General features: G+C 73.3%; 9 protein-coding genes. 4 read left to right on the top strand and 5 right to left on the bottom strand.

The features are described from left to right. Window positions 1–27 precede the first annotated feature (27 nt). On the bottom strand, window positions 28–2,406 hold the full coding sequence (locus ACFW3L_RS09860) for a molybdopterin-dependent oxidoreductase (RefSeq protein ID WP_378738405.1): 2,379 nt from the start codon (window positions 2,404–2,406) through the stop codon (window positions 28–30). A 168-nt stretch (window positions 2,407–2,574) separates the two neighbouring features. On the opposite strand from ACFW3L_RS09860, the gene ACFW3L_RS09855 reads away from it, so the two are divergent. From ACFW3L_RS09855 to ACFW3L_RS09845, 3 genes are all read left to right on the top strand, one after another. Continuing rightward, entirely contained in the window at window positions 2,575–3,522 is a 948-nt protein-coding gene (locus ACFW3L_RS09855; RefSeq protein WP_378738402.1) for an HpcH/HpaI aldolase/citrate lyase family protein, read from the top strand. Window positions 3,523–3,591: 69 nt separating this feature from the next. Further along, window positions 3,592–4,290 (top strand): response regulator transcription factor, encoded by a 699-nt coding sequence (locus ACFW3L_RS09850; protein ID WP_378738400.1) that lies wholly within the window; start codon window positions 3,592–3,594, stop codon window positions 4,288–4,290. Between the two features lie 74 nt (window positions 4,291–4,364). Further along, window positions 4,365–6,041, top strand: a complete 1,677-nt coding sequence (locus ACFW3L_RS09845; RefSeq protein WP_378739055.1) for an ATP-binding protein — start codon at window positions 4,365–4,367, stop codon at window positions 6,039–6,041. Here the strand turns inward: ACFW3L_RS09845 and ACFW3L_RS09840 are convergent. From ACFW3L_RS09840 to ACFW3L_RS09830, 3 genes are all read right to left on the bottom strand, one after another. Then, entirely contained in the window at window positions 6,002–6,427 is a 426-nt protein-coding gene (locus tag ACFW3L_RS09840) for a DUF4259 domain-containing protein (protein WP_378738398.1), read from the bottom strand. The genes ACFW3L_RS09845 and ACFW3L_RS09840 overlap by 40 nt on opposite strands. A gap of 71 nt (window positions 6,428–6,498) precedes the next feature. Next, window positions 6,499–7,758 carry a glycosyltransferase gene (locus tag ACFW3L_RS09835; RefSeq protein WP_378739053.1) on the bottom strand — a complete coding sequence of 420 codons (1,260 nt, stop codon included), beginning with the start codon at window positions 7,756–7,758 and terminating at the stop codon, window positions 6,499–6,501. A gap of 304 nt (window positions 7,759–8,062) precedes the next feature. After that, complete coding sequence (locus ACFW3L_RS09830; protein WP_378738395.1) at window positions 8,063–9,766, bottom strand: trypsin-like peptidase domain-containing protein; 1,704 nt, start codon at window positions 9,764–9,766, stop codon at window positions 8,063–8,065. A 231-nt stretch (window positions 9,767–9,997) separates the two neighbouring features. Here ACFW3L_RS09830 and ACFW3L_RS09825 point away from each other — a divergent pair, with 231 nt between their 5' ends. After that, window positions 9,998–10,603 (top strand): response regulator, encoded by a 606-nt coding sequence (locus ACFW3L_RS09825; RefSeq protein ID WP_378738393.1) that lies wholly within the window; start codon window positions 9,998–10,000, stop codon window positions 10,601–10,603. Between the two features lie 58 nt (window positions 10,604–10,661). Here ACFW3L_RS09825 and ACFW3L_RS09820 read toward each other — a convergent pair whose 3' ends face one another. Further along, window positions 10,662–12,827 carry a SpoIIE family protein phosphatase gene (locus ACFW3L_RS09820; RefSeq protein WP_378739051.1) on the bottom strand — a complete coding sequence of 722 codons (2,166 nt, stop codon included), beginning with the start codon at window positions 12,825–12,827 and terminating at the stop codon, window positions 10,662–10,664. Between the last annotated feature and the right edge of the window lie 357 nt (window positions 12,828–13,184).

The following is a 13,184-nucleotide window of genomic DNA, read 5'->3' as shown; positions in this document are numbered from 1 at the left end:
GCCCGTCCCCGTCTCGGGGCGCCCCCGTCAGCCCTCGATCGGCTCCACACCGACCGGGGGGTCGAAGGCGCGGACCCTCGGCGGGGTGCCCCCGTACGGCTCCACCCGCACCCGCACCAGCTGGCCGGTGCAGCCCTGGGACAGGGCCGAGGTCCCCACGTCCTCGGTGAGGGCGTTCGGGTTGCCGTGCACGCAGGTGACGTCGGCGCCCGAGGGGTCGTACCAGGCGCCGGTCGAGAGCTGGACCACCCCGGGTCGCAGGGCGTCGCTCACCACGAGCCCGGCCAGGCACGACCCGCGCGCGCCGGTCACCCGCACCACGTCGCCGTCGCGGACCCCGGCCCGCTCGGCGTCGTCGGGGTGCATACGGAGCGGGTCGCGGCCGTGGACCTTCCGGGAGACGCTGTACCCGCCCATGTCCTGCTGGCTGTGCAGACGGGTGGCGGGCTGGTTGGCGACCAGCACCAGCGGTCGGTCGTCACCGCCGACGGCGCGGTGCCGCCCGCCCGGCCCGTCGTCCGCGCCGCCCGGCCCGGTCACCGCGGGACCCGGCAGCCAGACCGGGAGCCCGGGGCAGTCCTCGTAGCCGAAGGACGCGATGGTCTCCGAGTACAGTTCGATCCGGCCGCTCGGCGTCCGCAGCGCGTTGCCCTCCGGGTCCTCGCGGAACTCGCCCAGGTGCGTCTCGTCCTCGACACGGGCGGGCATGTCGATCCGGCCCCGTTCCCAGAACTCGTCGAAGCCGGGAACCTCCAGGTCGCGGCGGGCCAGCAGTGCCCGCCACCGCTCGTAGACCACCCGCGCCCACTCGCCGCTGCTCCGCCCCTCGGTGAACTCCTCCCGTACACCCAGGCGTTCGGCCAGGTCGGCGTAGGTGTCGTACTCGTCGCGCGCCCGCCCGTGCGGCGGGACCACGCGCGGCATCGCGCGCAGCGCCAGGTCACCCTGGCTGGCCGCCAGGTCGTTCCGCTCCAGCGCGGTGGTCGAGGGGATCACGATGTCGGCGTGCCGGGCGGTGGCGGTCCAGTGCGTCTCGTGCACCACCACGGTGTCCGGGCGCCCGAAGGCCGTGGTCAGCCGGGCCAGGTCCTGGTGGTGGTGGAAGGGGTTGCCGCCCGCCCAGTACACGAGTCTGATGTCCGGGAAGACGCGGCTCTCCCCGTTGAAGTCGTAGGCCTGCCCGGGGCGCAGCAGCATGTCGGAGACCAGCGCGACGGGGATGGACGAGCGGACGGCGTTGTTCCCCTGCGGCATGCGCGGCAGCCCCAGCGGGGTGGCCCCGCCCCCGTAGTTGCCCATGGAGCCGTACCCGGACGCGAAACCCGCGCCCGGCAGCCCCACCTGGCCCAGGACGCAGGCCAGCGCGAACCCCGCCCAGAGCGGCTGCTCGCCGTACCGTGCCCGCTGGACCGACCAGCCCACGTTGACCAGGGTGCGCTTCTCCGCCATCCGCCGGGCCAGGGCACGCAGGTCGGCGGCGGGTACCCCGCTCACCCGCTCGGCCCACTCCGGGGAGCGTTCCACCCCGCCTGGGTCGCCGTGCTCGTCCCGCTCGCCCAGGACGTAGGCGCGCACACGGTCGGCACCCACCGTGTACCGGTCCAGGAAGGCGGTGTCGGCCAGGCCCTCACGGAACAGCACGTGCATGAGGGCCAGCATCACGGCGGTGTCCGTCCCCGGCCGGAGCGAGACCCACGCCGACTTCACCCCGGCGTCGGTGTCGTCGCGCAACGGGGACACCGACACGAACTCCACCCCGGCGTCCGAGGCCGCGCGCATCGCGCCACCGGCGGTCTGGGCCGCCCGACCGCCCGAGGTCGTCCACGTGTTGGAGACCCGCAGGCCCCCGAAGCTCACCAGCAGTTCGGTGTGCTCCCGGATGCGTTCCCAGGACGGTACCCGGCTGAACAGGCGGTTGGCCGCCCGCGTACCGATCAGGTGCGGGAACAGCACCTCCAGGGCGGCGTGGCTGTAGGTGTTCACCGACCGCGTGTACCCGCCGACGGTGTTCAGGAACCGGTGCAGCTGGCTCTGCGCGTGGTGGACGCGGCCCGCGCTGCCCCAGCCGTAGGAACCCCCGTAGATCGCCTCGTTGCCGTGCTCCGTGCGCACCCGGTCCAGCTCACCGGCGAGCAGGTCCAGCACGGTGGACCACTCCACCTCCACGTAGGCGTCCTCGGGGTCGCCCCTGCGCGGGTCCGGGCCGGGGCCGTGCTCCAGCCACCGGCGGCGCACCGCAGGGCGGGCCACCCGGGTGCGGTGGTGCTGGGCCACGGGCGTGTTGCCGATGACGGGCGCCGCCTCCGGGTCACCCGGGTTGGCGCGCGCGCCGACCACCCGGTCGTCGTGGACCTCGACCTGGTAGCTGCCCCAGTGGGCGCTGGTCGGGCGAAGCGTCGCGGACATGTGTACTCCCGTGTTCCCCTGCGTGTCCCCGGACGAAGGAGCGGCCCCCCGTCCCAGCTCACACTCTACGCAGCGACGGGGGCGCGCCTCGTGCGGCGCCCGGGCACGGTGCGATGATGACCCGTGCGGCCAACAGCAGCGGAACACAGGGCAGGGGAGCGGGCGACGATGGGCGAACTCAGGTCACGACGGTCGGTACTCGCGGTCCCGGGGTCCAACCCCCGGTTCGTGGAGAAGGCCCGGGGACTGCGCACGGACGCCTTCTTCCTCGACCTGGAGGACGCCGTGGCGCCGCTGGAGAAGGAGGACGCCCGCGCCACCGTGGTCCGCGCGCTCAACGACGGCGGCTGGGAGGGGCGGGTCCGGTCGGTACGCGTCAACGACGTCACCACCGAGTGGGCCTACCGCGACGTCATCGCCGTGGTCGAGGGGGCCGGCGCCCACGTCGACACCCTCGTCCTGCCGAAGGTCACCGAGGCCCGGGACGTCCAGTGGCTGGACACCCTGCTCACCCAGATCGAACGCGCCTGCCGCCTCCCGGTCGGCCGGATCGGCATCGAGGCGCAGATCGAGGACGCCCGGGGCCTGGTCGAGGTGGACCGGATCGCCGCCGCCTCACCCCGCCTGGAGACGCTGGTCTACGGACCCGCCGACTTCATGGCCTCCGTCAACATGAAGAGCCTGGTCGTGGGGGAGCAGCCGCCCGGATACGACACCGGCGACGCCTATCACCACGTGCTCATGCGCATCCTCGTGGCGGCGCGCGCCCACGGGCTCCAGGCCATCGACGGCCCCTACCTCCAGATCCGTGACGTCGACGCCCTCCGCAGGGCGGCCGGACGCACCGCCGCCCTCGGGTTCGACGGGAAGTGGGTCCTGCACCCGCTCCAGGTGGAGGCGGTCAACGAGGCCTACGCCCCCTCCCAGGAGGACTACGACCACGCCGAGCTGATCCTGGACGCCTACGAGCACGCCACCACCGTGGACCGGCGCGGCGCCGTGATGCTCGGTGAGGAGATGCTCGACGAGGCCTCGCGCAAGATGGCGCTGGTGGTGGCGGGCAAGGGCCGTGCCGCCGGGCTCGGCCGCACCCGGACCTTCGACCCCGGCGCCTGAGCCACCGGTCTCGTCTTCCTCCGGCCCGCCTCTTACCGCCCTCTCACCAACGTGGGAGAGCATGGGGCCATGGAAAGCACCGCCACCGTCCTGATCGCCGACGATGACCGGGCCATCAGGGAGTCCCTGGAACGCGCCCTCCAACTGGAGGGGTACACGGTGCGGACGGCGGCGGACGGCGTCCAGGCCCTGGCCGCCGTGCACGCGGACCCCGTGGACCTGCTCGTCCTCGACGTGATGATGCCCGGGGTCGACGGGCTCGGCGTGGCCCGTGTGCTGCGCGCGGAACACGACCGCACCCCGATCCTCATGCTCACCGCCAGGGTGGAGACCCCGGAGCGGGTGGCGGGGCTGGACGCCGGTGCCGACGACTACCTCGCCAAGCCCTTCGAGCTGGACGAGCTCCTGGCCCGGCTGCGCGCCCTGCTGCGCCGGGCCGCGCCGGTGCCGGAGGAGGTCGACGGGGACGCACCGCTGCGGGTGGGCGAGCTGCGCCTGGACGGCCGGGCCCGCCGGGTCTGGCGGGGCGAGCGGGAGATCGAGCTGTCCAAGACCGAGTTCGACCTGCTCGAACTCCTCATGCGCAACGCCGGGATCGTGCTGGACCACGCCACCATCTACGACCGCATCTGGGGCTACGACTTCGGCCCCGAGTCCAAGAACCTCGCGGTCTACATCAGCTACCTGCGCCGCAAGCTGGAGGACGGCGGTCCGCCGTTGATCCAGACGGTCCGGGGCGTCGGGTACACGCTGCGTCCCCAGGGGTGAGGCCCGTGAACGCACCCACGACGGACCCCACCGGAGCTCCCGCCGCCAACGGCGCCTCGCGCGGCAGCGTCGTCCTGCACCCCGGCGAGTGGCGCCTCGGCACCCGGTTCGCCGTGCTGTTCGCCCTGGTCGCGGCGGTCACCATCGCTTTGGTCGGCACCCTGGCCTACAGCACCGCCGCCGCGCTCATCCGGGCTGACGCCGAGAGCGAGTTCAACGAGGCCGTGCAGAACCTGTCCCGGCAGCTGGAGATCTCCGCGAGGAACAACCAGGACGCCCCGGACGGCAGCACCTTCACCTTCCTGGCGCCCGGCAGCCTGGACGCCCAGATCCTCACCCCGGACGGCACCTGGGCGCAGCTGCTCGCCAACCGGCACGAACTCTCCTCCTTCAGTCCCACCGGCGAGGACCTGGAGGTGGCGCGGGCCGACGACGCCGGGGTGGTGGACACCCGCGAGACCCTGGTCCAGGGCCAGGAGTACCGGGTGGGCACCGTGTCCCTGGGAGAGGGACACGGGGCGATCCAGCTCCTGCAACGGCTGTCGCCGGTGGAGCAGATGATCGGACGGCTGGCCGTCCAGATCCTGTGGGTGGGGCTGCTGGTCGCCCTGTGCGCGGCCTCGGTGGGCTGGCTGGTCGGCCACCGCATCACCGGCCGCCTGGTCCGGCTGACCGACGCGGCCGAGTACGTGAGCTCCACCGGTCGCCTGGACCCCGTCACCCCGAACCGTAACGGCACCGGGGAACGAGCCGACGCGGTCGGCGCGGTCGGTGCCCCGGAGGAGCCGGGCAACGACGAGGTGGGGCGGCTGAGCAGCGCGTTCAACGCGATGCTGGCCCGCCTGGCCCGGTCCAAGGACGAACAGCGCCGTCTCGTGCAGGACGCCGCGCACGAACTGAGGACCCCGCTCACCAGCCTGCACACCAACGTCCAGGTGCTGGGCCGGGTGGACCGGCTGAGCCCGGAGGGCAGGCAGCGGCTGATCGACGACCTCCAGGGGGAGACCCGGGAGCTCACCGGCCTGGTCAACGAGCTGGTCGGGCTGGCGACCGGCAACCACGAGGACGAGACGCCGAGCGCGGTGGCGCTCGCCGGGATCGCGGAGCGGGTGGCGGCGCGCAGCCGACGGCGCACCGGCCGGGAGATCCTGGTGGACGCCGACGACAGCGTGGTGTGGGGCCGTCCGGGGTCGCTGGAGCGCGCTCTGGCCAACCCGGTGGAGAACTCCGCCAAGTTCGACCCCGACGGGAACGCGCCGATCGTCATCCGGGTCCGCGGGGGAGTGGTGGAGGTCCTGGACCGGGGCCCGGGGGTGGACCCGGCCGAGATCGGGCACCTCTTCGAGCGCTTCTTCCGGGCCACGGTCGCGCGCGGCCTGCCCGGCTCGGGTCTGGGCCTGGCCATGGTGCGGGAGATCGCGCAGACCCACGGCGGCCGGGTGTTCGCCCGCAACCGTGAGGGCGGTGGCATGGTGATCGGCCTCCAGCTGCCGCTCCACCAGCCGCCGCAGGACGGTCAGCCGCCCGTGCCGCAGGGGCCACCGGCCACTCCGCCGGGGTCTCAGTCGGGTCCCCAGGGGCCACCGGCCACTCCGCCGGGACACCCGCAGGGACCTCCGCCGTCGGCTCCCCAGGGGCAGCCGCCCGCCGGACCGCTCGGGCCGTCGCCGGGATCGTCGCCCGGTCAGCCCGGTCAGCCGGGTCAGCCGGGTCAGCCGCCCGGTCGACCGGGTCCGGGGAGCCCGCCCTGACCGGCCCCTGAGGGGGAGCCCGGGGCGCCTGACAGCTCGGCCAGCTGGTCGAAGGTGCGGAGCAGGACGGCCCGGCGCTCCTCCCTGAACCGGGGAGAGGGTTCGAGGCCGTCGATGCTCCGCTCCCAGGCCGCCATGTAGTCCCGCCGCCACCCGAGGACCACCTCGGGTGCGGGCAGCCGCCCACCCGAGTAGCCCTCACGCGCGAGGACGTACAGCAGCTCCAGGTGGCACGGTACGGCGTCGCCCCAGTACTCGTCCGCCTCCCACTCGACCGGGTCGCCGGCCATCACCGCGGCGACCTCCCCGACGAGCCGTTCGACGACGCCGGACAGGTGGTCGGCGGCCGTGTCGTTGTCGAGGTTCCCGCTGCCCCAGGTGCCCATGGACGCTCCTCTGGTCGAGTGCCGTTCCCGGAGAGCGAACCAGGAAGTACCGACGTTTCGGGACCCGGCCCTCACCAGGGGCGGGTGCCGACCGTCGCGTCCCGGTAGATCCGCTCGAAGCGTTCCAGCGAGTCCTCCAGACTGTGCCGGGACGCCATCAGCCGACTGTGCTCGCCCATCCGTGCTCGCGCCGCCTCGTCTTCCACCACCAGGCGCAGCCGCTCCGCCAGCTCGTCGGGGTGGCCGGGCCGGTACAGGTAGCCGTTGCGGCCCTCCTCCACCAGGTGGGGCAGGGCCATGGCGTCGGCCGCCACCACGGGCAGACCGCTGGCCATGGCCTCCAGGGTGGCGATGCTCTGGAGCTCGGCCGTTCCCGCGATGGTGAACACGTCCGCGCACCGGTACACGTCGGGCAGGTCCTCGTGGGAGACGAACCCGAGGAAGAGCACCCGGTCGGTGACCCCCTCCGCGCGGGCGAGCTCCTCCAGCCGCGCCCGGTGCGCGCCGTGTCCGGCCAGCACCAGCTGGACCCCGGGAAGGAGACGGACGGCCCTGACCAGCTCGTCGGCGTTCTTCTCCTCGTCCAGGCGGCCCACGAACAGCATCGTCGTGAGATCGGGGATTCCGAACCCCTCCCGCAGACGCCTCCGCTCGGCGGCACGGGCCCTGCCGGGCAGCGGCTGGAAACGCACCAGGTCGATGCCGCAGGAGACCGGCTCCACCGGGCGGGCGAACCCCTGGTCCGTCAGGAGCTCGGCGGCGGCCGGGGTCGGCGTGGTCACGTGCTCGACCCCGGACAGGACGCGACCCAGGTCCCACCAGGCCAGCCGGGCCGCGTACGGGCGCAGGGACTCCGGTACGCGCATGGGGTCGAAGAGGTTCTCGGGCATGAAGTGGTTGGTGGCCACCACCGGGATTCCGTGGGCACGCGCGGCGTGGGTGAGCATCCGCCCGACCAGGAAGTGGTTCTGGATGTGCACGGTGTCGGGGCGCAACCGGTCCAGGAGCCGGTTCAGGTGCCCGCGCACCCCGGGCGGCAGTGCCAGGCGCACGCTCTCGTGCGCCAGCGACGGCATGGACCGCAGCCGGTGCTCCACCACCCCGTCCCGCTCGGCCACGTAGGGGCGGCCCGTGGGGGAGGGGCCCAGGACGTGCACCTCGGCCCCGCGTCCGGCCAGGCCGTGGGCGAGCCGGGCGGTGAAGTAGGCGGCGCCGTTCACGTCCGGCGGGTAGGTGTCGGTGCCGATGAGGACCCGGACGCGGCGCCCCCCGCGTCCCTGCTCCGGAGACCGGGGAACGGTGGGGGACTTCGATGCGAAGGACGTGGACATACCGGTTCTCCTGGAGGCGTCGAGCGGCTGGGCCGTGCTCTGGTCCGGTGTGGCTGCCACGAGTGTGGTCCACCGGTATGGACCGTCGCCGTCCTTCCGGTGACGCCGAGGCGACCGGCGACCTAGCACAAGGCGCAGGGATGAATACTCTCCGTGTCCGCCTTTGTGTGTCAAGTCACCATCCCCGGGCGGGGAGTGTCGGTTCGGGACCAACGACCCCCGCACAGCGGACGGGGGCGGGCCGGCCCCCGCGGCCAGCCCGCCCCCGTCCTGGGATCGGAGAAAGGGAAGGAAGACGCCCCCGTCAGTCCTCCTCGATCTCCGAGGCCTCCTCCTCGGCCGCCGCGGCGCTCTGCTCGCCCAGCGTCACCGTGACCTCCTGCTCCGAGCCGCTGCCACCGGGCAGCACGCCCAGGGTGACCTCGTCGCCGGGCCGGAGGGCACGGATCTGGGCGATCAGCTGGTCCGGCGAGGACACGGCCTCACCGTTCACGGACACGACCACGTCCTCGACCTTCAGGCCCGCCTTCTCGGCGGCCCCGTCCTTGGTCAGGTCCATGATCTGCGCGCCGCCGACCGGGCTGGGCGCGATGGTGGCCTGGATGGCCGGGTAGCTGGCGCTGCCGGTCTCGATCAGCTGCTCGGTGATCGGCCGGACCTGGTTGATGGGGATGGCGAACCCCAGACCCACCGAACCGCTCTCCTGGGACAGCCCGGCGATGGCGGTGTTGACGCCGATCACCTCACCGGACATGTTCACCAGCGGGCCGCCGGAGTTGCCGGGGTTGATCGCGGCGTCGGTCTGGATCGCGTTGATCACCGTCGCGGTCTGGCTGTCGCCGCTCTCGGTGGCACCGGTGTTCACCGGACGGTTGAGGGCGCTGACCACGCCCGTGGTCACGGTGCCGGACAGCCCGAGCGGCGAACCGATCGCCACCACGTCGCCGCCGACGCCCACCTGGTCGGAGTCCCCGAGCGTGGCCGGGGTCAGGTCGTTACGGCCCTGGGCCTTGAGCACGGCGATGTCGGAGACCGGGTCGGCCCCGAGCAGCTCCGCCTCCGCCGAGGTGCCGTCGTTGAACCGCACGAGCAGGGGGCCCTCACCGGCCGCCTCCACCACGTGCGCGTTGGTCAGGATCTGGCCGTCCGAGGAGATGATCACGCCGCTGCCGCCGCCCGCGCTGGTCTGGATGGAGACCACGCTGGGCAGGACCTGGTCCGCGACGTCACCGACGGCGCCCTCGGTCGCGGTCGACCCCTGCTCGCCGGTGAGCGAACTGATCGGTGAGCTCGCCCCACCGGGCATCAGGTAGGCGGTGCCCAGAGCGGCCGCCGGTCCGACGATGAGGCTGGTGACCAGGGCGGTCGCCGCCGCCACGACCACGATCCGACTGGTGCCGCGCCTGCGCTCGGCCTGCTGCGGCTGACCGGGGAACGGCCCCGGGCCGAACTGCTGGTACTGCGGCGGGCCGAACGGACCCGTCTGCTGCGGACCTCGGGGGTACCCGCCACCGACGCCGCCGGGCCCCTGCGGGCCGCCGTGCCCCCCGGCCATGAAGGCCGCGGTGGGCGGGCCCTGGGGCGGAGCCCCGGGAACCGGGTGCCCCGCGGGCGGGCCCTGCGGAGCGCCGAAACCGCCGCCCCCGCCGGGACGCTCGGGGCCGTCGGCGGGCCGGGGGCCCTCCGGTGCGGCACCGGGAGCGGTACCCGGGTGGCCCTCGGGGCCGGGGAAGACGTAGGAGGCCCGGTCCGTGTCGTTGGGGCCGGTCGCCCAGCCGGGCTCGGGGCCCTCGGGCGCGGAGAAGTGGGGTGCGGACGGGCCGGGGGCCGGCTCGCCCGGCGCCTCCTGACCGGTCACGCCGTCGTCCTCGGGGAGGGAGCCCTCGAAGGATGCCCCACCGGTCTCGGGCTGGTCCGTGGCACCGGACCCGGTGCGACCGTGCTCGGCGTCGCCGTGCTCGGCTCCAGCACCGGTCTCCGGACCTTCACTCGGGTCGTTCGGGTGCAACTCATCCTCCAGCTGACGGGACGATGTACTGACTTGCTTCATCTTGGGGGGCGTGGGTTAGAACAGGGTGAGAGCCCGATACAGCGTGGTTTCGAGTTGGCTCCGGCCCTGGTCGGCGGTGTGCCCCGATGTGTACTCCCCCGCGAAGGCAGGGGATCCATGTACCACAATGTCCGAAACGATACCCCGCCCCCGCCTCCAGGACCCGGAACGACAGGGAAGGCCCCACCCGTGATCAAGCTCGTGCTCGCCGACGACGAACACCTGGTGCGCGGAGCGATCGCCGCGCTCCTCGGACTGGAGGACGACCTGGAGGTCGTCGCGGAGGTGGGCCGGGGCGACCAGGTGGTGGACACCGTCCTCGAACACGGGGCCGCCGTGGCCGTCCTGGACATCGAGATGCCCGGCGCCACCGGGCTGGAGGCCGCCGCCGAACTCAAGCGGCGCGCCCCCGACTGCGGGGTCGTCATCCTCACCAGCTTCGGCCGCCCCGGCTACCTGCGCCGCGCCCTGACCTCCGGGGCCCGGGGCTTCCTCGCCAAGGACGCCCCGGTCGAACAGCTCGCCGGGGCCATCCGCAGGGTCCACGAGGGCGGACGCTACATCGACACCGAACTGGCCGCCGCCGCGATGGTCGGCGGGGAGAGCCCGCTCACCGACCGCGAGGCCGAGGTGCTGCGCGCCGCCGCCGACGGCGCGACCGTCGCCCGCATCGCCGCGGCCCTGCACCTCACCGAGGGCACGGTCCGCAACTACCTGTCCAACGCCATCGGGAAGACCGGTGCCGACAACCGCATGTCCGCCATCCGCACCGCCCAGGACATGGGCTGGCTCTGACCGCACGCACGTCACCCCCGCTCCGGGCGGGGCGGGGGCGACAGGGCCGGGGAACGGGCTACAGGAAGCGCAGGACCAGCATCGCGGTGTCGTCGGAGTTGCCGCCCGGGGCGTACTCCTCCAGCTCACGGTCGATCCGGCTGATCACCGCCTGCGCGGTGAGGCCCGCCGCGCCGGAGAAGATCTTCATCAGACCCTCGTCACCGAGCATGTCCGAGCCGCTGCGGCGCTCGGTGACGCCGTCCGTCACGGCCAGCACCACTTCTCCGGGGCGGATGTCCACGCTCTCGGTGCTGAAACCCACGTCCTCGAAGGCGCCCAGCAGCGGCTGCGAGGTGCCGAAGGGCTCGACCTCGCCCTTCTGGTTGAGGCGCAGCGGCAGCGGGTGCCCGGCCGAGACCATGCGCACGCGCATCCCGCCAGCCTCGTCGGTGGCCGGGGTCATCTCCCCGTAGAGCATCGTCAGGAACCGGGTCGAGGTGTTCTCGTCCAGGATCGCCAGGTTCAGCCGCTGCATGATGTGCGCCGGGGTGAACCCCTCCCGGGCCAGGGCGCGCAGCGTGTGCCGGGCCAGCCCCGTGACCGCCGCGGCCTCCGGGCCGGTGCCGCACACGTCACCGATGGCGAAGCACCAGCGCCCGCTCGCCGAGAACACGTCGTAGAAGTCCCCGCCCACCTCGCTGCGCTCGTCCGAGGGCCGGTAGTAGACCGCGTGGTCCACACCGGGGATCACCGGCTCCTTGTCCTTGGGCGGCAGCAGGCTGCGCTGGAGCGCCGTGCTCATCGACGTGTGCCGCTCGTGCAGCCGCGCGTTCTCCATGGCCGACGCCACCCGGCGGCTGAGGTCGTCCGCGACGTCGGCCTCCTCGCGGGTGAAGTCGTCCGAGTCGTTCTTGCCGATGGTCATCCGGCCGAGCGCGCGCCCGTGGGCCACCAGCGGGATGCTGATCGCCGGGCCGCGCGCGATCGAGCCGGTCATCTGCTCGTCCAGACCCTCCTGGACCAGGTCCTTGTGCGACCACAGCGGACCGGGTTCGCGCTGCTCGCGCGGGGGCAGCGCGGTCAGCAGGGAACGCAGGACGTCGTTGAGGTTCTCGTCGCCGTGCACCACGTGGGTGAGCCTGGAGATCCCGAGCTCGTTGATGGTGTGGATGGCGCACCACCGGCCCAGCCGAGAGGTGATCAGCTGCGCGGCCAGCGCACCCGTCATCCGCTCGTCCAGGGTGCCCGCGAGCAGGTCGCTGGCCTCCGCCAGGAAGCTCAGCGAGGCGCGACGGCTCAGCTCGACCTCGGCCAGCCGGGACCGCTCCACCGGCAGCGCGATCAGGTCGGCGCCCTCCTGGAGCCGCTTGGCCGCCGCGGGACCGAAGTGCCGGGCCCGCGTGGAGGCCACACCGAGCAGACCCGTCACCCGGCCGTCGACGATCAGCGGCGCTGTCACCAGCGAACGCATCCCGGCCCTGGCCAGGGCGCCCCGGGTGGTGCGGGAGATCATCATGTCGTCGTTGATCACGGGGCCGGGCTCGGGCGCGGCCGACGGGAAGATCTCCTCCGAGCGCACCCGCAGCGGACGCCAGGGAGCGCCGCCGGTGAGCCCCACCGCGGAGCGCACCTCCCACATGGTCTCGTCGGAGGTCGCCAGCGCGACGTACGCCGCGTCCCCGCTCAGCGCGGTGGTCGAGTACTCCACGGTGCGTTCGAGCAGCTGGGGCAGGGAAAGCCGGGAGCCCAGCGCGGAGTCCAGCGCGGACCACGCGGGCGGCCGCACCGGGCGGGAGGGGCCACGGCGCACCGGAGGGGACTCCAACGACGGGTAGTCGTCCGGCCGGTCCTCGATCCGGAACCACACGGCCTTGTCGTTGCGCCCGTAGCTCACGCCCCAGCTGGACGCGATGGCCGACGCCAGGGCCAGTCCCAGGCCCCCGCTGCGCTCGTCGCCCGTGGAGGGCGAGGTGTCCACGGCGAGCGGCCCCGCCTGCGGGACGGCGCGCTCGGGAGCGGAGTCGGTGACCATCACCTCGGTCGACCCCTCCGAGCGGCGCACCGTCACCTCCAGCGCGGAGTCCGCGTGGATGACGGCGTTGGTGACCAGCTCGCTCACCAGCAGGATGATGTCGTCGAAGGGATCGGGCACACCCCAGCTGAGGAGGGTGTCGTGCACGAACTCTCGGGCGGCCGCCGCGGTCTCGGGAGCCGGGGGGAACTCTCGTCGTGCGACCTTCAACGCGTCTTGTGCTGCCAAGCCGTCGGTGTCCTTCGTCACTGGGCGCGGGTGTGGGAGGGGTGGTCACTGCCACGATACGCGTGCCGTCCTCCCGGGGAACCCCGAACCACCCCGAACCTTCCGTGACCCCTCAGGGGAACGGCGTGCCCGGGCCTGCCCCGGGGTCGGTCAGCCATGAGCGAAAGGGCAACATGGCCAACACTCCTGTGCGCTTTGGCTCAGGCAGTTAGTGTAAGACGACACATCCGCTTCTTTCGGGTGGTATTCCGCGACGGTAGCGTGACGGGATGTCACCAGGGGCGCGCGTGAGGCACGTGCGCCCCCAGAGTCCCGTGCGCGCGACGCGCGCGGGGCCCT

The sequence above is a fragment of the Nocardiopsis sp. NPDC058789 genome (genome assembly GCF_042745575.1).
Taxonomy (GTDB): domain Bacteria; phylum Actinomycetota; class Actinomycetes; order Streptosporangiales; family Streptosporangiaceae; genus Nocardiopsis; species Nocardiopsis eucommiae.
The sequence above is the reverse complement of the archived record's forward strand: the minus strand, read 5'-3'. Positions and strand labels throughout refer to the sequence as shown.